The 20,485-nt window shown below is 60.3% G+C and carries 12 protein-coding genes, 1 tRNA gene and 1 other RNA gene; 10 read left to right on the top strand and 4 right to left on the bottom strand.

From position 1 onward, the window contains the following. Window positions 1–19 precede the first annotated feature (19 nt). Window positions 20–724: a serine O-acetyltransferase gene (gene cysE / locus V2391_RS09265; protein ID WP_329739091.1), complete on the bottom strand. Its 705-nt coding sequence runs from the start codon at window positions 722–724 to the stop codon at window positions 20–22. Between the two features lie 223 nt (window positions 725–947). Here cysE and V2391_RS09260 point away from each other — a divergent pair, with 223 nt between their 5' ends. Both V2391_RS09260 and V2391_RS09255 read left to right on the top strand, forming a co-directional pair. Continuing rightward, window positions 948–1,595 carry a DedA family protein gene (locus V2391_RS09260; RefSeq protein WP_329739090.1) on the top strand — a complete coding sequence of 216 codons (648 nt, stop codon included), beginning with the start codon at window positions 948–950 and terminating at the stop codon, window positions 1,593–1,595. A 289-nt stretch (window positions 1,596–1,884) separates the two neighbouring features. Next, window positions 1,885–2,937 (top strand): branched-chain amino acid aminotransferase, encoded by a 1,053-nt coding sequence (locus tag V2391_RS09255; RefSeq protein ID WP_022093821.1) that lies wholly within the window; start codon window positions 1,885–1,887, stop codon window positions 2,935–2,937. Window positions 2,938–3,238: 301 nt separating this feature from the next. Here the strand turns inward: V2391_RS09255 and V2391_RS09250 are convergent, their stop codons facing one another. Further along, on the bottom strand, window positions 3,239–3,790 hold the full coding sequence (locus V2391_RS09250; RefSeq protein WP_006235641.1) for a LemA family protein: 552 nt from the start codon (window positions 3,788–3,790) through the stop codon (window positions 3,239–3,241). Between the two features lie 212 nt (window positions 3,791–4,002). On the opposite strand from V2391_RS09250, the gene V2391_RS09245 reads away from it, so the two are divergent. Then, on the top strand, window positions 4,003–4,587 hold the full coding sequence (locus V2391_RS09245; protein ID WP_329739089.1) for a TetR/AcrR family transcriptional regulator: 585 nt from the start codon (window positions 4,003–4,005) through the stop codon (window positions 4,585–4,587). A 2-nt stretch (window positions 4,588–4,589) separates the two neighbouring features. Here the strand turns inward: V2391_RS09245 and V2391_RS09240 are convergent. Next, window positions 4,590–4,679, bottom strand: a tRNA-Ser gene (locus V2391_RS09240). Between the two features lie 51 nt (window positions 4,680–4,730). Here V2391_RS09240 and tadA point away from each other — a divergent pair. From tadA to V2391_RS09210, 6 genes are all read left to right on the top strand, one after another. Further along, window positions 4,731–6,512, top strand: coding sequence for a tRNA adenosine(34) deaminase TadA (tadA, locus tag V2391_RS09235; RefSeq protein WP_329739088.1), 1,782 nt, complete (start codon window positions 4,731–4,733; stop codon window positions 6,510–6,512). Window positions 6,513–6,682: 170 nt separating this feature from the next. Next, an RNA gene (gene ffs / locus V2391_RS09230) (signal recognition particle sRNA small type) lies at window positions 6,683–6,778 on the top strand. Window positions 6,779–7,127: 349 nt separating this feature from the next. Beyond that, on the top strand, window positions 7,128–8,984 hold the full coding sequence (locus tag V2391_RS09225; protein WP_329739087.1) for an ABC transporter ATP-binding protein: 1,857 nt from the start codon (window positions 7,128–7,130) through the stop codon (window positions 8,982–8,984). Further along, on the top strand, window positions 8,985–10,844 hold the full coding sequence (locus tag V2391_RS09220; protein WP_329739086.1) for an ABC transporter ATP-binding protein: 1,860 nt from the start codon (window positions 8,985–8,987) through the stop codon (window positions 10,842–10,844). It begins immediately after the preceding gene. Window positions 10,845–10,970: 126 nt separating this feature from the next. Continuing rightward, window positions 10,971–11,522 (top strand): flavodoxin family protein BilS, encoded by a 552-nt coding sequence (gene bilS / locus V2391_RS09215; RefSeq protein ID WP_329739085.1) that lies wholly within the window; start codon window positions 10,971–10,973, stop codon window positions 11,520–11,522. 801 nt (window positions 11,523–12,323) lie between these two features. Continuing rightward, a complete protein-coding gene (locus V2391_RS09210) occupies window positions 12,324–16,412 on the top strand; it encodes a fibronectin type III domain-containing protein (RefSeq protein ID WP_329739084.1) in 4,089 nt (1,362 codons plus the stop codon). A gap of 680 nt (window positions 16,413–17,092) precedes the next feature. Here the strand turns inward: V2391_RS09210 and V2391_RS09205 are convergent. Further along, window positions 17,093–19,393, bottom strand: a complete 2,301-nt coding sequence (locus V2391_RS09205) for an LTA synthase family protein (RefSeq protein ID WP_329739083.1) — start codon at window positions 19,391–19,393, stop codon at window positions 17,093–17,095. Between the two features lie 214 nt (window positions 19,394–19,607). Here V2391_RS09205 and V2391_RS09200 point away from each other — a divergent pair, with 214 nt between their 5' ends. Then, complete coding sequence (locus tag V2391_RS09200) at window positions 19,608–20,483, top strand: nitroreductase family protein (RefSeq protein ID WP_329739082.1); 876 nt, start codon at window positions 19,608–19,610, stop codon at window positions 20,481–20,483. The last annotated feature ends 2 nt before the right edge of the window (window positions 20,484–20,485 follow it).

Raw genomic sequence — 20,485 nt, 5'->3', positions numbered from 1 at the left:
TTTTGTGCCGCTTGCGTTCCTAGCGCTCGTCCATGAGCTTCGTGACGAGGACTTTGAGCTCGGCCACCTCTCGCTCGAGTTCCTTGACGCGGCGGGCATTCTCGGTGATGCCTTGGCGGTTGAGCGCGGACTGCTCGGCGGCGTCATCGGGCATGTACTCGCGATGCTGCTTGGCATCGAAGCTCTCCTCGAACACGCGGCAGCCGTTGCGCTTGATGATGCGGCCTGGCACGCCCACGACGGTGCAGTTGTCGGGCACGTCCTTAACGACAACCGAATTGCCGCCGATCTTGACGTTGTTGCCGATGCGAATGTTGCCGAGCACCTTGGCGCCCGTGCCCACGGTGACGTTGTTGCCCAGGGTGGGGTGGCGCTTGCCGGTTTCGTTGCCGGTGCCGCCGAGCGTAACGCCCTGGTAGAGCACGCAGTTGTCGCCCACGATGGTGGTTTCGCCGATGACGACGCCCATGGCGTGGTCGATAAAGAAATGCTTGCCGATCTGTGCAGCGGGATGAATCTCGACGCCGGTGATGTGGCGGGTGATTTGCGAGAGCACACGGGCGAGCGAGCGATGTCCATGCTCCCACAGCCAGTGCTCGGGCACATGGTTCCACTTGGCGTGCAGGCCGGGGTAGGACAGGAAGATGACCAGACCGTTTTGCGCAGCGGGGTCTTGCGCCTGGACGGTTTTGATGTCCTCGCGAATGGTATTGATAAAGCTCACCGGCCGCCCTCCCTTAGCGCCATGGCAATGCGATTCAATAAAGTATAGCGATTCGCTAGGGATTAGGAAGGACAATCTTGGCGGCATTGCGCGACAGGTGTCAGTTATGCAAACTTGCTGGTAATGAAGTAAGACTTTTGAGGGGTTTGACCCGTGCTCGTGCCGCAACCGTATACTGGTCAACTTGGACGTGTCCGCGCCCACAACTGAGAGGTTTTACTTCATGGGTTTCATCAATTTCATTGCCGAGCTGCTTAAGGATCCGCGCACCGCGATCGCCAGTTGGATTGCCGCCGGCCCGCTTATGGCCTACGGCTGCGTGTTCCTGATCATCTTCATCGAGACGGGCGTGGTATTCTTCCCGTTCCTTCCCGGCGATTCGCTGCTGTTCGCCTCGGGTTTCTTTGCCCATAACGGCGGCTTTAACATCGTGGCTCTGTTGGCCGTCGCATGGTCTGCTGCCATCTTGGGCGATCAGTGCAACTTTATGATTGGCCATTTCTTTGGTAGAAAGATTATCGCTTCGGGCAAGGTGAAGGCCATGACGCCCGAGCGCATCAAAAAGTCCGAGGACTTCTTGGACAAGTGGGGTCACCTGGCCATCTTCCTGGGTCGCTTTTTCCCGTTTATCCGCACCTTTGTGCCCTTTATCGCCGGCATGGGCGGCATGCACTGGCGCAACTTCGTTATCTTTAACGTGCTGGGCGGCATTACCTGGTCGACGGTCTTTACGCTGCTGGGCTACTTCTTTGGCGGCATTCCCTTTGTGCAGGAGCACTTTGAGCTGCTGATTATCGGCATCGTCGCCGTGTCGATCATTCCGACCGTGGTCGGCTTGGTTAAGGCTAAGCTGGGCAAAAAGAGCGCATAGCTCGAGGCAGCGCACAAACTGTGTCGTTGAGGCCCGCCACTGCTTACGGTGGCGGGCCTCTTTAGCTTCGGTTGAATGAAAATACTTTACTTAGTTAAAGAAAAGCGTTTTGTCAGGCGTGTGCGGGGAGTACAATCTCGTGCATGCGAATCGACGTGCCATGGGCTTTGGTGTTGTCCGCGTGTCCCGTCCGGCTCTACGCTCCGGGCGTGCGACGTTGCGACGCGGTCGGCCTCGGTCCTTGCGTGCGAGTTCGCGAGTATGCAACTGTGTATGTAAGGAGCGACACATGACTGTCGAGAAGAAGGATATCGATTGGGGTAGCCTCGGCTTTGGCTACATGAAGACCGATTACAGCTACGAGGCCCATTGGAAGGATGGCGAGTGGGACGAGGGCGGCCTGACCACCGACCACACCCTGCATGTCTCCGAGTGCGGCGGCATCTTCCATTACTGCCAGGAGGTCTTTGAGGGCCTGAAAGCCTACACCGCCGAGGACGGCAGCATCGTCTGCTTCCGTCCCGATATGAACGCCGAGCGTATGTACAACTCTGCCCAGCGCCTCGAGATGCCCCCGTTCCCCAAGGACAAGTTTGTTGAGGCCGTCAAGCAGGTTGTTTCTGCCAACGCCGCCTGGGTTCCGCCCTTCGGCTCCGGTGCGACCCTGTACGTGCGCCCGTTTATGATCGGCTCCGGTGACGTGATTGGCGTGGCTCCCGCTCCTGAGTACACGTTCCGCATTCTCGTGACTCCGGTCGGTCCGTACTTTAAGGGCGGCCTTAAGCCCGTTAAGCTGCGCGTTTCCGAGTACGACCGCGCGGCCCCGCATGGCACCGGCAACATCAAGGCCGGCCTGAACTACGCCATGTCCCTCAAGCCCACGATGGAAGCACACCGCGAGGGTTATGCCGAGAACCTGTATCTTGACTCCGAGTCCCGCACCTATGTCGAGGAGACCGGTGGCGCCAACGTCCTGTTCGTGAAGGAGGATGGCACCCTCGTCGTTCCTCAGTCGCACACCGACTCCATCCTGCCCTCCATCACCCGTCGTTCGCTCGTTCAGGTTGCCGAGGATCTGGGTATGACCGTCGATCAGCGTCCCGTCGAGTGGGCCGAGGTCAAGGCCGGTACCTTTGTGGAGTGCGGCCTGTGCGGCACCGCTGCCGTCATCTCCCCGGTGGGCGAGATCGACAACAAGGTCTATGGTGCCGATGAGACCGTGACCTTCCCGGCTGGCTACACCGAGATCGGCCCCGTGATGAAGAAGCTTCGCGAGACCCTGACTGGTATCCAGTCCGGTGCTGTCGAGGATAAGCACAACTGGGTTTACACCGTCGCGTAACCTGCCTTATATGTCCGGCCCGAGGGCAACCTGCCTTTCCGGCGCGTCCTCGGACATGAAAGAACCTCCGTTGCGCACTTCGTGCGGCGGAGGTTCTTTCGTCCTGCGGAGTGCGCCGGAAAGGCAGGTTGCCCTCGGGCCTGCGTTACCTCGGTGCTGCCGTTACGGGCAATATAGATCTGAAGTAAAGATGGTGCGCGGCCTATTGGCCGCGCGTTGTGCGTGGATAAGAAAAGGGCCCAAGGTTTGTGCCTTGGACCCCAAAGGGTTGATGAGCTGGCTTAAGACTCGGCCGTGATTGTTAGAACTTGACGGTCGGTGCCTGGCGGGCGGCCTCGGCGGCCTCGAAGCCCTGGCGCTCCTTAAACTGGAAGATGCCGGCAAAGATAACGGCCGGGAACGTCTGGATGGCGTTGTTGTAGCTGAGCACGCAATCGTTGTAGCTCTGGCGCGCGTAGCTCACCTTGTTCTCGGTGTCCTCGAGCGTGGACTGGAGCTGCGTAAAGTTGGTATTCGCCTTAAGGTCGGGGTAGGCCTCGGCGACGGCAAAGAGCTGGCGCAGCGCACCGGTCAGCACGTTGTCCGCTTCCATCTTGGCCTCGGGGGTGGTGGCACTCACGGCGGCGTTGCGCGCGTTGACTACGGCGGCGAGCGTGTCCTGCTCGTGCTTGGCGTAGCCCTTGACGGTCTCGACCAGGTTAGGGATCAGGTCGTTGCGGCGCTGCAGCTGCGTGTCGATGTTCTGCCAGGCATTATCGATGCGATTGCGCTTGGTGACCATGTTGTTGTAGATGCCGGCGATGGCGCTGGCGATCACAACGACAACAACGATACCGATGATGACGGGAAGCATGATGTCTCCGTTTCGAATGGCAGCGGCGTTTTGCGCCGGCTGCCGTTGGTGTAACGCTACTAGTATACCCGCAACCTTTGGCGATACCGAACTTTCCGGTAAGCGTTATGTTTCCGCCAAGGAGGGGGGCGCCAACATGGAACGGTTGGTACAGGTGTAAGATATGCGACAAATTAAGGAATGCTGTCTACACCTTGAGGATGGCGATATGGATGGACCTTCGCATCAAGAAAACCTATCGTGCCCTGTTCGATGCTTTTACCGAGCTCTTGGAAGAGCATCGGTTTGAGGATTTGACGGTTGCCATGCTTTGCGACCGGGCCCTGATTCGCCGCACGACGTTCTATAAGCATTTTCGTGATAAAAACGATTACTTTGCCTTCTATATCGATGAGCTTATGACGGGCTTGCCGCAAAACCGGACCGATGCAGCGGATGCGGAGCCGCTTGATGACGTACGGGCGCTTCGCCATGAGGTCTTTGACGATGCCATGAATATGATTCTGGCGCATGAGCAGCTCATGGATAACCTTTTGGCCAGCAGCATGTCGGGCATGCTGACTGGCATGATTTGCGACCGCATTGCGCGTTCCATCCGCGAGCGTGTGATGAGCTCGCTTGCCGAAGATGCCCTGGCGCCCGTTTCGCTCGAGACGACATCGGAGTTTATCGCCGGTGGCATTATTCGACTGTTCACAAATTGGTGGGAGTCGGGTCACGATCTTGAGCGTCGACCCGAGATGGCCGACGTGGTCGATGCGCTGTTTGAGCGCACCATGACGCCGGTGAATCACTAAGGTGGCGGAGAGAGGGGGATTCGAACCCCCGGAACGCTCTCGCGCTCAACGGTTTTCAAGACCGCCGCATTCAACCGCTCTGCCATCTCTCCGTGAGTCGTAATGATAGCATCGTTTTGGATTTGCAACAGGGAAGGCGAACGATGACGAGCACCGGAATCGATGAGAAGTTCATGAGCGAGGCGCTGGCGGAGGCGCGTGCCGCCGCGGCGGTGGGCGAGGTGCCGATCGGTGCCGTAGTGGTGCGCGCGGGTGAGATCGTCGCGAGGGCGCATAATCGCCGCGAGCTCGACCAGGATCCTTCGGCGCATGCCGAGTTTTCGGCCCTGTGCGCCGCCGCGCAGTCGCTCGGTCGTTGGCGCCTTTCCGACTGTACGGTCTACGTGACGCTCGAGCCCTGCTGCATGTGCGCGGGGCTTATGGTTAACGCGCGCGTGGGGCGCTGCGTGTACGGCGCGGCCGATGCCAAGGCGGGTGCACTGGGCTCGCTGTACGACCTCAATGCCGATTCGCGCCTGAACCATCGGTTTAACGTACGCGCCGGCGTGCTGGCGGATGAGTGTCGTGAGGTGTTGAGCAGCTATTTTAGTGGGCTGCGTGGCACCGATTGTGCTGGCTGCGGTTGTGGGGCCGATCTTGGGGCACATACCGCTCATGCCGAGGCGCTCGCGTGTGCCGAAGAGGATGCTGGCGCAGCGGTTGACTTTGGCCCCGTGCAGCGCCGGCCCCGCCGCGTGCTGCTGGCGATTGATTCCTTTAAGGGCAGCGTTTCGAGCGCGCAGGCGGAGAAAGCCGTTGCCGAAGGCGTGCGCCGTGTGTGGCCCGATGCCGAGCTGGGCGCTTTGCCGCTGGCAGATGGTGGCGAGGGAACGCTCGACGCCATCGCCGCGCGCGGTGGCGAGCTCTCGACCTGTGAGGCTGCAGGCCCCTTGGGCGACCGCGTGTCTGCCCGGATGCTGGTGGACGGCGAGCACGAGTCGGCTGTAATTGAGATGGCCGAGGCGGCGGGTATTGGGTATTCGTCCTGCACGGAGTCGGCGGCGTTGGCGGCCACAACTTATGGCGTGGGCGAACTGATGCTTCGTGCGGTTCGCGCGGGTGCAAAGACGATCTATATTGGTTTGGGCGGCAGCGCCACCAACGACGGTGGCGCCGGCATGCTGCAGGCGCTGGGCGCCCGCCTTGTCGATGAGCGTGGCCGCAATATCGCCCCCGGTCTCGCGGGCCTTGAACACGTGACGAGTATCGATTTGGTACCGACGCTTCGGGCACTGAGCGGCGCGCACGTTGTCGTGCTGTCCGATGTCGAGAATCCGCTCGTGGGGCGTCGAGGCGCGCTGGCGGTGTTTGGCGGGCAGAAGGGCCTGCCGACGGATGATGCCGAGGCGCTGCGCAGGTACGACAGCTGGATGGTCGGCTATGGTCGCCTGCTCGATGCGGCGATTACCGGGGCGCGGGCTCAGGGGTTGTTGCGCGTGCCCGAGGGTGCACGGACATTTGGCTCGGTGCTCGGCGTGCCCGGTGCCGGTGCTGCCGGCGGCCTGGGTGCCGCGCTGCTGGCGCTCGGGGCGGAGCTGCGTTCGGGCGTGGAGACGGTGCTCGATCTGATTGGGTTTGACGAGTGCGTGCGCGATGTCGACCTGGTCATAACGGGCGAGGGCAATATGGACGAGCAATCCGCTGCCGGCAAGGCACCGGTGGGCGTGGCTCGTCGTGCGAAGCGATATGGCAAGCCGGTTGTTGCCGTCGTGGGCGGTCGTGCCGACAACCTGGATGCGGTGTATGGGCAGGGTGTCGACTTAGTTTTGCCGGTCTGTCGCAGGCCCATGCCCCTTGACCAAGCGCTCGACCCCCAGGAAGCCACAACCAACCTCATCTGCGCCGGTGAAGCCGCCGCCCGATCCTACGACCTCGCCCGCCTCTAAAATCCAACTCCCTATAAGTTGCGGTGGAATAGTTCCTGTTTGGCGGCTCAGGCGGCAAAAACAGGAACTATTCCACCGCAACTCAAAAGTGGTCTTTTGGCCCCGTCCTAAATTAGCTGCCTTGCCGTGGAGGGCGGGAGCGGGTAAGATATACCGAGCGCCTAGCGCGTTCGATGGGTTCGGATGACGACATGTTCCGAATCTGGTCAGGTCCGGAAGGAAGCAGCCATAAGGAGCCTCTGTCGGGCATCCGAATCCATCGAGCGCACGGGCGCTTTTTGGTGCCGCGATGTGGTCCCGGTGCCGGCGGGCTGTTTGGTGTCTCGCTGGTCCTCGGCTTTGCCTGCGGAATCGCTCGACTACCAAACAGCCCGCCGGCACCGGGACCACATCGTCCAAAATGCGCCCGTAGAGGCGCGTTAATCTGAACAATTAATCCCTTGTCTAGTGCTGCTCGTTGGCTTTGCCAAAACATGTTCGGGTGCTTTGTCTCTGTGCCCAGTTTCCTGATTGTTTCGGGGGCTTGTTCTGTGACGAGTTGATTTCATATCTCCAGGGCTCTCCGTACTATCATGAATCAGATTGAAGAGAGATGATGATAAGGAGCGCCTATACATGATTGAGCTGCTCAGGCGTTTTGGTGGTAAGTTTCGCCGGTATATGGTGATTGGTCCTGCGTGCAAGCTGATCGAAGTGATCTTTGACCTGCTGACGCCGCTGGTGATTGCCCAGATGATCGATAAGGGCATTGGCTCGCACGACGTGAACGCCGTTATCCACTACGGCATGGTACTTGGCGCCATGGCTGTGATCGGCATCTCGTTTACGCTCGTCTGCCAAAAGATGGCGGCGCTGACTTCGCAGGGCATGGGTACCGACATTCGCGGTGCACTCTACCAGCACATCAACGAACTGAGCTATGTCGAACTCGATCGCTTTGGCACGCCGTCGCTCATCACGCGCATTACCAACGATGTCAACCAGGTGCAGCTCGCTGTGGCGCTGGGCGTGCGCATGCTTATCCGCTGGCCCTTCTTGGCGGTGGGTTCTATGTGCGCGGCCCTTGCCATCGACCTTAAGCTCGGCATCATCTTTTTGATTTGCACACCCGCCATCGGCTTGGTGTTTTGGTTTGTCATGGCGCGCTGCATTCCGTACTACAAGCAGCTGCAGGCAAAGCTCGACCGCATCGCGCTTGTCTGCCACGAGGGGCTTTCGGGTGCCCGTGTGGTCCGCGCGTTTGTGCGCGAAGACCACGAGCGCGAGCGTTTTGCTCGTGCGGCCGACGACCAGGCGCATGTCGCCATCGCGGTGGGTAAGCTCTCGTCGGTCCTTAACCCCGTCACGTTTTTGGTGATGAATCTGGGCGTGTGCGCCATCCTGTGGGCGGGCGGCATCCAGGTCAACGTGGGTGAGCTTACGCAGGGCCAGGTCATGGCGTTTGTGAACTACATGACGCAGACCCTCACCTCCATCGTCTACGTGGCCAACCTGGTCGTTGTCTTTACCAAGGCGAGCGCCAGCGCGTCGCGCATCAACGAGGTGCTCAATTGCGAGCCGAGCATCACCGACGAGGGCAACCAGCCGGTCGCGCTGCCTGAGCCGAGCGACCTGGCGGGTGGCGCTGTTCCGGTCCCTGCGCTGAGCTTTGACCATGCGAGCTTCTCGTTTGGCGCCGGCGCGGCCAATGTTGTCAACGATGTGACGCTGGAACTCCCGCTGGGCAAGACGCTCGGCATTATCGGCGGCACGGGTAGCGGCAAGTCCACACTCGTCTCGCTTATTCCGCGCCTGTACGATGCAAGCACCGGCAGCGTGAGCGTGATGGGCGCCGACGTGCGCACCTGGCCGCTCGACCAGCTGCGCCACGTGGTCGCGACCGTCCCGCAGCGCGCGTCGCTGGTGAGCGGCACCATCCGCAGCAACTTGACCTGGCGCGACGATGCGGCAACCGACGATGAGCTTTGGGCGGCGCTCGATATGGCGCAGGCGAGCGAGTTCGTGCGCAAAAAACCTCAGGGTCTGGACGCGCCGGTCGAGGCGGGTGGCAAGAACTTTAGCGGTGGCCAGCGCCAGCGCCTGACCATCGCACGTGCTCTGGTGGGCTCTCCGCAGGTCCTAATCATGGATGACTCTGCCTCGGCGCTCGACTTTAAGACCGATGCGGCACTTCGTCATGCCATTCGCGAGCGCAGCGTGCGCGGTGCCGCCGAGGGCGGTCTGCCGCTGACTACGGTCATTGTGAGCCAGCGCGTCTCGACCGTGCGCGACGCCGACATGATCTGCGTGCTCAATCACGGCTCGGTCGCGGGCCTGGGCACGCATGACGAGCTGTACGCGACCTGCCAGCTCTATCGCGAGATTTGCCAGTCGCAGCTGCGCCGCGAGGAGCTCGAGGGCCAGCAGGGGAGCACGACGCCCGCGTCCGCTCCGACCGCCCCCGCATCCGTCTGCGCAAAGGAGGGATGCTAAATGAATCCGTACACTTCCTCCGGTTCGGTCGCCACGATGACGGCTAACGTGTCCGGCAACGATAACCTCAACGACCTGGGTGACGGTCCGCGCCAGCCCGGCGACCCCGAGCGCTACCCCGTAGGCGCGGTAACTCGCCGCCTGCTGGGCTACGTCCGTCCGCACCGCATTTCGTTTACGGCGTCGTTTGTGAGTGCTGCCGTCTCGGTGATTCTGCAGCTCTACACACCCATCCTCATTGGCGAGGGCATCGATCTTATCGTCGCCGCCGGGCAGGTGGATTTCGATGCGCTGCTGCCGCTTGTCACCAAACTCGCGATTGTCGTCGTAGGTGCTGCGGCCTTTCAGTGGCTGCAGGGCTATTGCGTCAACCGTCTGTCCTACGAGACGGTGCGTGACATGCGCGTGGAGGCAAGCGACAAGCTCAGCCGCATGCCACTCAGCTTTATCGACAGCCATGCCCACGGCGACCTTATGAGCCGTGTGGTCAACGACGTTGACCAGGTGGGCGACGGTCTGCTGCAGGGCTTTACCCAGCTTTTCACCGGCGTTATCACCATCGTTGGCACGCTCGCGTTTATGCTCTCCATCAACCTGACCATGACACTTGTGGTGGTGCTCGTCACGCCGCTTTCCATTTTTGCAGCCGGTGCCATCGCCAAACTCTCCAACAAGAGCTTTACGGCGCAGCAACGCATTCAGGGCCAGCTTGGCGGCCATATCGAGGAATACGTGGGCGAGCAGAAGCTCGTGGACGCGTTTGCCTATGGTTCCAACGCCCAGCAGCGCTTCGATGCTCTCAACGCTGAGCTCTACGCGGCAGGTGAGCGCGCGCAGTTTATGGGTTCGCTTTCTAACCCCGGCACTCGCTTTATCAATAACATCATCTATGCCGTGGTCGCCGTGATTGGCTGCGTGGGCGTGATCACGGGCGTGCCCGCTGCGCTTACGGTGGGCGGCGTGCAGATTTTCCTGTCCTATGCCAACCAGTACACCAAGCCGTTCAACGAGGTTACCAACGTCATTACGCAGATCCAGACCGCGTACGCCTCGGCGCGTCGCATGTTCGCGCTGCTCGATGCACGCGAGCAGGAGCCCGATGCGGCGGATGCCGTGGAACTTGCCACCCCGCAGGGTGAGGTGACCCTTGAGCATGTGGACTTTAGCTACGTGCCCGATCGCAAACTGCTGCAGGACATCTGCATCGAGGCTAAGCCCGGCATGCGCTTTGCCCTGGTTGGTCCCACGGGCTGCGGAAAGACAACGCTCATCAATCTGCTGCTGCGTTTTTACGATATCGATGCCGGCCGCATCATGGTCGATGGCCGGTCTTCGCGTGACTACACGCGTGCAAGCCTGCGCCGCGCCTTTGGCATGGTGCTGCAGGATACGTGGCTGTTCGAGGGCACGGTGGCGGACAACATCGCTTACGGTTGCCCAGGAGCTACGCGCGAGCAGGTCATCGAAGCCGCCAAGCGCGCGCACGCGCACAAGTTTATCGTGCAGCTGCCAGGCGGCTACGACACGGTGGTTGGCGAGGACGGCGGCACGTTTAGTCAGGGCCAAAAGCAGCTGCTGTGCATCGCGCGCGTCATGCTCACCGACCCGGCGATTCTGCTACTGGACGAGGCGACCTCGAGCATCGATACCCGCACCGAGCTGCAGGTTCAGGCGGCATTCGACGAGCTCATGGCCGGCCGCACAAGCTTTGTCGTGGCGCACCGCCTGAGCACCATCCGCAACGCCGATTGCATTCTGGTCATGCGCGACGGCCAGATTATCGAGCGCGGCACGCACGACGAGCTGCTAGCGGCAGGCGGCTTCTACGCCGAACTCTACCGCAGCCAGTTTGCCCAGTGAGCAAGCCCGTGGTGCAAATTAATCAATCGACAGACGGTGGTTTACATCTGTCACGTTAGTACTAAGATATTCATCTAATAAATTGCATTAGTGGCTTTAGTTTTGGGGGAAACGAGCAACGTGACTATGACATGCTCTTTGGTGGTCAACAGCAAGAGCGGTAATACCAGGATGGTTTCGGGTGCGATCAAGCGCACTCTGCAGGCTGCGGGCGTTGAGTTTGTCCATGCCGCGGCGTTGAGCGACGATGCGGATGCAGATCAGGTTGCGCTCGAGGCGCAGGGCGCCTGCGCGGCCGACACAGTGCTCGTCGGTTTTTGGTGCGACAAGGGCGCGTGCACGCCTTCGGTCGCGGCGTTGCTCTCCGCCTTGCACGGCAAGCGCGTCTTTCTGTTTGGCACCTGCGGTTTTGGGGCCGACCAGAGCTATTATCAGCAGATTATCGATCGTGTGACCTCCAATTTGGCTGAGGATGCCGAGCTTGCGGGTTGGGCGATGTGCCAGGGCAAGATGGGCCCTGCCGTAAAGCAGCGCTACGAGGCCATGCTCGAGCAAGATCCCGACAATGTCCGCTTTAAGATGCTGCTCGATAACTGGGTCGCCGCAAAGGATCACCCCACCAAGGAAGATCTGGACAACATGGCTGCAGCCGCCAAAAAGGCCGTGCTGGGGGAGTAGCTCCCATCGCTGACGGCGGTCGGTCCATCTTTCTAAATGAAACGTCCTCCCGGGCGTCGGGGCACGAAGTTCCCTGCTCTACAGTCCTGCGCAAGACGAAGGCCACATTAAGTGGCCTTCTTTGCGTGCGGAACTCGCGATGAACTTCGTGCCCCGCCGTCCGGGAGGACGCCTCTTTATTGATGGGAGGCCTGATAGGTCGATGGTTCCGTGCCCGGATGCGTCCAAAGTGGGACGGGCTTTCCGGATGGGCAGGCTTTCGAAAAATGCGTCCCGGAATTTGCCTTTGGAATGGGACGTAGTTTCCCGTTGAGGTGCTTTGCGGAAAGTGCATCCCACTCTGGGCGGTCGAAGTGGGACACACTTTCCCAAAGGCGCTCCAACGGGAAATTGCGTCCCATTATTCGGTCAAGAAACGGGATGCATTTTCCCAATGAGAGCAAAACCGGAAAATGCATCCCACAATCAGCCCTCAAAGTGGGACGCCGTTTCCCAATGAGGCTCAAGCGGAAAATGCATCCCGGAATTTGCGCTCAAAGTGGGATGCGGTTTCCGGTTGAGGGTCTAAGGGGAAAGTGCGTCCCAGAATCGACGCTTGAAATGGGATGCAGTTTCCCGATGAGGCACTCGACGGAAAATACATCCCAGAAATGGCCTTTGAGCTGGGATAAGATTTCCGCGGTATCTCGGATTCTCAAAAATGAGACACGCCGTTGGCGAAAATGAGACACGTGATATCGGGCATCGGATGTATCATTTGCAAAAATGAGTCCACTCCACTCGAGTAAAGCGATGTCCCTCATGTACGTTCCACACCCCCGTATCCGTAGGCTGTCGAAAATCCCGCTTGTTGGGACGGCGGCGCTTGCTGCGTTGATCGCCACGAGCGTCGCCTGCTTCACGGCCACGCCCCAGGTTGCCCAGGCGGCAGACGCGCCCGCAATCACCGATATGACCGAGCAGGATTATCAAGCCCTGGGTCTGGGCACGAGCGAGGACATTCCGGCCGATACCGTTGGCCCCTATTCCACTGATACCCCCACGACGTTTGCCACGCGCAGCGAGGTCTATATGGCAGCTAACGGTAGCCATGGCAATCGCTACACTCTGCGCGACAAGCTCGAGAACGTCGAGCGCGGTGACATTGGCGGCAGCAGCAAACTCACCGATGGCTATGGAAGTGTGTGGGGCGCCGCAAAGTTCTGGCAAAACGTCAACAACTTCGATACGAACAGCGATCTCTACAAGCATAGCGACTACGGTGGCGGCACCTGGTCGTACCTAAGCAACAATGAGTCCTCAACAGTACTCGCCAACGACAACAACGGTTTCTCGGGCATTCACGCCACGAGTGTTGAGTTCTGCAGCGACGCCAGCACGGGCAAAAAGAGCCGCGTTGCCGAGCTCCGTGCCTACGGCGACAGTTCCTCCACGACGATTGACGGCAAGTCATACGCCGGAAAGGTTGAGCTGGTCCTCTACTCGTTTAGCAACGGGCGCACGCGCACTCTCGACACACACCTGCCGGTGACGGTCAACACTAATATGATGTACGAAGGCCGTTTTAAGTACCTGGATGCCGGTTACCTGCAAGAGCACGACGCCGTCTTTGATGTCGAGGCGGGCGATGTCGATGGCGACGGCGTCGACGAGCTTTTTGTCTACGCGGGCTGCTATGTCGACGAGAACGGCGTGCGCAAGGCTGTAGTCGACATGTATGACTTGGAGGGCGGCAACTGGAAGCAAAGCGTCGTCAAGATCGATGCCGGTAACGCCGCGGACTACACCACGCACAACAAGGGCGGGAACGACTCCTGGACGCAGCTTCAGTCAGCTCCTGTCGTTTCGCTAGCGGCCGGCGACCTCGATCGCGATTTTTGCGATGACCTCGCCATCGTGGTCTCGGCACCCTACGGCAAGAAGAATATTGATAAGTCGACGCATTGCGAGCTGTTTTCGTGGGATGCATCCAAGGGTGCGCTCGTCCATGTCGATGCTCTGGGCGACGCGGGCGCAATCTCCCTCTCCGCGAACGGCAAGACCATGGTCGCTGCGAATGCGACGTTCGGCACGTTTGCCGCCTACGATGAAGAAGGAAAGAAGACGGGTGAAACCGTCACGGGCCTTATTCTTGCGGGCTATGACTGGCAACGCAGCGCTTTTGATTACGGCGCTTCTGACGGCAGCAAGGGGCTGTACGGCGCGCTGTACCGCTACGCGTATTTTGACTCGGAGTCTGGCGAGTTCAAGCTTTCCGATTGTAAGGAATACAGAGACGGGCTCCTCGCCTCCTATGGGCTGATGCATGTGCCCAACAGCGCATGGAAGGATAGCGCTCAGGATAAGCGCTATCCGTGCACCTTGGCGCCTATTGCCCTTGCCACTGCCAACCTTGACGGCCTGTCCGAGCAGCTGGCGGTCGACGAGGTGCTCGTGGGCGGCGATGTGTTCCGCGACTTTGCCTGCAACACGGCACAGAGCGGGGCTCAGGGCTTGGGGTCCATGGTCGGAACCATGAGCATGAGCGGTCAGCAATACAACAGCAGCAACAAGCATGACCACAAGGGTATAGAGCAGGTGTGGATCAGCGACGTCAAGGCGGGTAGCGTCTCGGGTTCGGACCGCTATAACGAGAGCTTTATCGCCGTGGTGGGCAAGCACCGCGACGAGGACCTGCGCAAGAACGATGACTACTATTGGATGACCGCCTCGCATTTTTCGCTCGACGAGAACGGAAAGGTGCGCCGCGGCGAGGAGCAGGTGATTAGCGAGAGCAACCGTCGCGGCACTACCTACGGCACATTTATCTCGCTCGCGCTGCCCGATGTCGACAACGACAGCGTCAAGATCACGTACAAGGACCGCTACAAGGTCTATACCAACCCGCGCGTGCTTGCCGTGCTGCAGGATGCGCCCTATGTTGAGGATCTGGAGCAGGCATACGGCTATCTGGTGTTGGGCGGCACGTCATACGGAGAGGAAAAGGGCACGGGGACATCCCAGGGCTATACCATTGGCGCCGAGTTGGGCGTTGCCGTCGAGGTGCAGACCGGTCCGCCCCTGGTCGCGATGAATGCTTCAGTCGATTTTGCCGCCGAGGGATGCTATGACTACCGGAGCGAGCGCACGGTCAGCGCAAGCGTAAGCTATGAGTCGCATGCCGGCGAGGGTGACAAGGCCGTGCTCTACACGATTCCGATGGTCTATTACGAGTATGAGATCGAAAATGAGGAAACTGGTGGCAAGGGCGTGATGGCGGCGCCCGTGTCGCTCGGCGCGCAGACCTCGGTCGTTAATGTCGAGGCCTATGACCGCATTGCCAAACAGCACAATATGACGCCGCTCAGCTACTTTTTGACCAACCGGTCGGGAGAACCCGGAACCTATCAAACGACGCTCAACGGCGAGACTCCCGTTGGGGATTCCTTTGGCCTGGGCAAGCCTGGCGTAACGCGCGCCTACACGCACGATGGGTTTAACGGCGCCGCCGCGCAGTCGGGGGCGAGCATTGAGCAGACCATCGAAGTCGAGGAGGGCAAGGAGCAGGAGCTCGAGCTCGGCTTGACGCTGAACGGCAGCGTTGTCATGGGCGCGAAGCTCGCAAAGCACGAGTTGTTTGGCGGCCTGTGCTTTGGTGCCAACGCCGGCTTTACTACGGGGAACTCCTCGAGTGAATCGACCGAATACGGCGGCACCGTCGACAACCTGCCCGAGGCCGCGCAGGGCAAGTACGGTTTTGTGTGGCGTCTGGGCGTCAACGCGGTGGATGTCGACAAGTTCGAGGCAGACTCGGGCGACAAGCTCGGCACCAAGGACACCGACCAGTTCTGGATCGTGGGCTATGACGTTAAGGACGTCGAGATGCCCGACGCGCCGGCCGTGACGGGCTTTACGGCAAACGCCGTCGATTCGACCAGCGTTACGTTTAGCTGGGACGATGTGCTCGCAAACAAGAGTGGCTTTAGCTACGACGTGGGCATGCTGCAGAGCAATGCGGCGGATGCGGTCGTCAATAGCTGGAAGATTGCCGACAACACGCAGACCTCGCTCAAGTGGGATGGGCTGCAGCCCAATACGGAGTATCGATTCGCCATCGCCGCCGTTAAGAATGGATCCACGACCGAAACAGGTATTCGCTCGGCAATCATCACGGTCAAGACCATGCCCGATGGCATGACGATGACCGTGAGCGGACCTGCGGCGGATGCTGCGGAGGGGTCGGATCTTGGATACGACTCTTCGGTTGAGCGCACGGCGGGAAGCCACCTGACGCTCTCGGCGATTGGCCATGTGAAGCAACTCGGTGCCGACGATAGCGAAACAGGGCTGGCACCGACCTATATGTGGTACCGCAAGGGCCGCGGCGAGACAGAGTTTAAGCTCGTGGGTGCCGATGGCAACCTCGCGGCTGGAACGGCCTCAAAGCTCGAGATTGACCTGACCGCAGACGATGACGGTGCGCAGTATTACTGCCACGTGGGATACAACGACGTGGGCCTCGACACCGGCACGACGCTCGTGAATATCGAGGCCGAGGAGACGGCGCCCACAACGGTGAACGCCACCCCGATCCGCACGCGCCGCCTGTTCTCACAGGCAAGTGCGGGCGCCAAGAAGTTCCTGGACCATACGCTGGTAAACACCGCCGGCCCAACCGATTCCGAAGGCTCAAAGGACCCCGAGACTCCTGAGACCCCGACGAACCCGGACAAGCCCAAGTCCGACAACGGAGCTAAGACCGACACCAAGGTCAAGACTACGACCACAGCGAAGAACCTCGCAAACACCGGCGACCAAACATTCGCCCTAGTCGCCACCGCAGCAGCAGCGGGAGCAGCGCTCGTAGTGATAGCCCTCATCATGCTGATCAAGCGCCGCAAGACCCACTAGTAGCCAGTCGAACATATCGACAACCCAAAAACCCGGGTAGCCAAAAAACAGGCCACCCGGGTTTTCTGTTGAGTGGAGACTCCGCAAGCGGAAACTGCATCCCACGATTAGCGCCCGGAACGGGACACATTTTCCGTCAAGCCCTCATCCGGAAAATCCATCCCAGTTTGAGCGCCCAGACCGGGACGCACTTTCCCAAAGGGTCCTCAACGGGAAACTGCGTCCCATAATTAGGCCGAGAAATGGGATGAACTTTCCCAATGAGAGCCAACCGGAAACCACGTCCCAGAATCAGCCCCCAAAGTGGGACGCACTTTCCCAAAGGGTCCTCAACGGGAAAATACATCCCGGAATCCAGCTGAATAGTGGGACACACTTTCCCAATCAGGTCCCAAGCGGAAACTGCATCCCATTCCAGACAAGAATTCCGGGACACGCTTTCCGGATACAAACAAGGCCGCATGACGTGGCCTTCAGCTTATATATGTTCAGCAGATGCCCCCATGACAAGCCGCGCTTCAACACCGAGGCGTCTGCCCGGCGACGCGGAACGTAAGGTTCATCGCGAGTTCCGCACGAGCCGGAGAGCACTTAATGTGCTCTCCGTGCGAGCAGGACTGTCCGAGCAGGGAACCTTACGTTCCGCGCCGCCGGGCAGACGAACCAGTTAAGACGTGTCGCTACTTGATCTTGGTTGTTCCCGGCGCCAGGTTGGGGTCGGTTTCGTTGGCCTCGGTCTGGAAGTGCTCGGTATACACGTTCTTGCCGTCGCGGAACATCTCGTAGTACTGCATCTTGGCGTAATCCTCGCGTGCCTTGGTGGCAGCCGCGGCGGCGTCGTCGTCACCGGTGACGTTGGAGGAGAGCGCCCAGCGCAGGCTGGCGTCCTCGTAGCCGACGGAGTTGATGGCGGGCAGCGACTCGCGCAGCGTCATGTGCGCTTTCTGGTAGTCGGAGAGAGGTGCGCCGATCAGCTGCATCAGCTGGGTGGACAGATAGTTGGTGGACAGGTCGTCGACCTCGCTTGTCTGGTCGCAGCCGGCAACGTCGTAGTTGGCCCAAATGATGTAGTCGGTCTGCCACAAGCGCTCCTGGTGGGTGGCGTCATCCTCGTCGGTAAACCACTTGTCGTTGAACTTGGACGGGAAGAACGGCTGATGGTCGCCCCAGAACACCACGACCACCTTGCGATCGAGTTTGTTCAGGGCGTTGAGGAAGTAGCGCAGCGCCTGGTCGGACTGCTCAATGCACGAGACGTACTCGTCGACATCGGACAACGTGCCGTCCTCGACAGTCTTGGCGTCCAGGTCGGTCGTGTCGATGTTCAGGTGCATCTGCTTATCTGCCGGCAGTAGACCCGTATCGTAGCCCGAGTGGTTCTGCATGGTCACGTCGAAGATAAACTGCGGATCGGCGTTCTGGTCGAGCAGCTCAAGAATCTTGTCGTAGGTAGCCTGGTCGGTCACCATACCGCGCAGGGTGTCGGCGCCCTGGAAATCGTTGATAGACAGGAACTGGTCAAAGCCAAAGTCCTTGTAGACGCTCTCGCGGTTCCAGTTGGTCGCGTGGTTGGGGTGCATGGCCGTGGTGGAATAGCCGAGCGATTTGAATTGCTCTGCCAGGTTCCCGGTCGTTTCCATGTTGTAGATGGTGTAGGGGTACACGCCCGAGCCCAGGTTGGCCATGGAGTTGCCGGTCATAAACTCAAACTCGGTATTGGCGGTGCCACCGCCGTAGGCGCTCACGTAGAGCTTGCCGCGGCTGAGGCAGTTGGACAGGTTCTTAAAGTACTGCGGTCCCCCGTAGCCGGCGCGCATGTTCTGGTAGATCGAAAGATCCGAGAAGGTTTCGTTCATGATGGCGATGACCGTGGGCTTCTCACTGTCGAACTGCTCCTGGGCGGCAGTGCGGGCGTCGCTTGTGGCGGCATCGGACTTGTCGTAGGCCTTGGCGTACTTTTTGAGCGTGACCTTGGCGTCGTCGGCGGAGTAATCGGCGGGTTTGGGCGGCTTGATGGACTGCGCTGCACTAATAAAAGCAGGCAGGTAGCCCTCGCGCCAGTAGCTCTCGAGCGGGCGCCAGGTGTAGACGGTGATGCCGAGAGTGTTGTAGTAGTCGATAAGCGCGACGTGCGCGGTCACGCCGCCCAGGCAAAGCACGGCGACGAGCAGGTTGGTGAGCAGCATGCGCTTGGCGTTGGCGGCACCCTTCTGACGGTGCGGTGCTACCAGGCCGGCGTACTCGCATAGCAGCATGGCGATGGCGGTAAAGCCCATGGACAGCACGCAGAACAGCGAGATCGAGAAGGTGTAGCCGTTGCCGGCGACCGCGGCGGCGGTGGAGATGGCCGAAAGGTCGCCCGGCTGGATGGGCATGGATTTAAACGTGATGACGAAGAACTCGGCAATGCCTAGGACAAAGAGGGCGAAGGCCAGGACCGCGGGAGCCGCGCCGTGGCGCTGGAACAGGAAGAAAAGGCCGCTCATGAGTGCGGTGATGATAGCCCACTCGAGCAGGATGCACAGGGGGTAGACCCAGGTAAAGTCGTGGTTGGACGAGACCTCCATGCCCAACAGCGCAAAGACGCCGGCGAGCAGCAGGCACAAGACGGCGGCGACGAGCGGTTTGCCCACAAAGGCGCCGCGCAGGCGGGCGAGCTTGCCGGTGGGGGCGGGGACGTCGGGCTCGGCGAACGCAAAGACGCGCGGAGCGATGCGGTCGCGGGCGATGCTGGCCCAGGCGCAACCGGTGAGAATGGCATTGGTCAGGATGAGCATCACAAAGGCGAGCGGCTCGTTTTGGGCGACGAGGCCCACGGCGCCCCAAATAGTCAAAAAGACCTGGAACAGACCAAAGGCGACGCTCCAGGCGATAGCGCCCTTGGCAACGGCGCCCGACTGCGCGCGAATGGCCTTGGCCTCGCGCAAGACAAGGTAGACGGTCGCCGCAAGACCGACGAGCGAGATGGCGGCTGCGAACATGCTGAGACTCCTCACAAACTTAAAACCTACGAAAGCGGGGGTTTACCCGATTGTTACCAAGATATGCGCTGCAATTGGTGGCTGCGCACAACAACCAGCCATATTAACGCGCACGTGTGGCGGTGTGGCGCAATGTAGTGGCGACCTGCGCGATAATGGACGGGAATTACACGGAAACGTAAAGGCTTCTTAAAGAATTGGCGAGGATAGAGCTATGGGTGAGCAGGTTTGTATGACGGGCGTCGAGTGCTGCGGCGGAGCTGAGGGCGTGGATACGAACGGCTACCCGGTCGAGACCACGGGCAATGCGGTGCTGGACATTTTGGAGCATCGCTCGTCTACGCGTGCCTTCGCGCGCGATGACGACGACCGTCCCGTGGCGGTGACCGACGAGCAGCGTGCGGCGATTCTGCATGCGGCGAGCCGCGCGCCGTCGGCGGGTGCCATGATGATGTATTCCATCGTGAGCATCCGTGAGCAGGCTACGCTCGACCGCCTGGCCGACCTGTGCGACCACCAGCCCATGATCGCTAAGGCGCCCTGGGCACTAATATTTGTGGTCGATTATGCCAAGTGGATCGATCTGTTTGAGCACGTGGGCTGCTTTGAGCCAGAGTTTGTAGAGCGTACGGGCAAGTCGCCCCGTCGTGCACCGGGTCTGGGCGACTTTGCCATTGCGGCGCAGGACGCCGTGATCGCCGCGCAAAACGCCGTGGTTGCCGCCGAGGCCCTGGGGCTGGGGAGCTGCTATATCGGTGATATCGTCGAGAATGCCGAGGAAGTTGCCGAGCTGCTCGATCTGCCGCCCTATACCATGCCGCTGTCGATGCTCATCATCGGCACGCCCCGTAAGGAGCGTCCGGCCATTGCGCATCCCGTGGTGAACCTGGTGCACGAGGAGCGCTACTGCCGCGCCGATGCCGCGACTATGGATGCTCAGGTGGCCGAGATGGATGCGATGTTCCGTCCGCATGCCCGCGAGGTGGGCGAGCGCGTGGTGGATATCTACACCCGCAAACACACCAGTCCCTTTATGGCCGAGATGAGTCGCTCCATGGAGTGGTGGTTCAAAAACTGGCTCGGAAAATGACG

Origin of the sequence: Collinsella sp. CM84Y_54, assembly GCF_036317945.1 — a bacterium.
Classification (GTDB): domain Bacteria; phylum Actinomycetota; class Coriobacteriia; order Coriobacteriales; family Coriobacteriaceae; genus Collinsella.
The sequence above is the reverse complement of the archived record's forward strand: the minus strand, read 5'-3'. Positions and strand labels throughout refer to the sequence as shown.

Excerpts from the sequence above, each read along its gene's own strand:
- V2391_RS09255 (WP_022093821.1), top strand. The coding sequence starts at position 1,885 with ATGACTGTCGAGAAGAAGGATATCGATTGGGGTAGCCTCGGCTTTGGC.
- bilS (WP_329739085.1), top strand. The coding sequence starts at position 10,971 with ATGACATGCTCTTTGGTGGTCAACAGCAAGAGCGGTAATACCAGGATG.
- V2391_RS09245 (WP_329739089.1), top strand. The coding sequence starts at position 4,003 with ATGGACCTTCGCATCAAGAAAACCTATCGTGCCCTGTTCGATGCTTTT.
- V2391_RS09210 (WP_329739084.1), top strand. The coding sequence starts at position 12,324 with ATGTACGTTCCACACCCCCGTATCCGTAGGCTGTCGAAAATCCCGCTT.
- V2391_RS09260 (WP_329739090.1), top strand. The coding sequence starts at position 948 with ATGGGTTTCATCAATTTCATTGCCGAGCTGCTTAAGGATCCGCGCACC.
- V2391_RS09250 (WP_006235641.1), bottom strand. The coding sequence starts at position 3,790 with ATGCTTCCCGTCATCATCGGTATCGTTGTTGTCGTTGTGATCGCCAGC.
- V2391_RS09225 (WP_329739087.1), top strand. The coding sequence starts at position 7,128 with ATGATTGAGCTGCTCAGGCGTTTTGGTGGTAAGTTTCGCCGGTATATG.
- V2391_RS09200 (WP_329739082.1), top strand. The coding sequence starts at position 19,608 with ATGGGTGAGCAGGTTTGTATGACGGGCGTCGAGTGCTGCGGCGGAGCT.
- V2391_RS09220 (WP_329739086.1), top strand. The coding sequence starts at position 8,985 with ATGAATCCGTACACTTCCTCCGGTTCGGTCGCCACGATGACGGCTAAC.
- tadA (WP_329739088.1), top strand. The coding sequence starts at position 4,731 with ATGACGAGCACCGGAATCGATGAGAAGTTCATGAGCGAGGCGCTGGCG.
- V2391_RS09205 (WP_329739083.1), bottom strand. The coding sequence starts at position 19,393 with ATGTTCGCAGCCGCCATCTCGCTCGTCGGTCTTGCGGCGACCGTCTAC.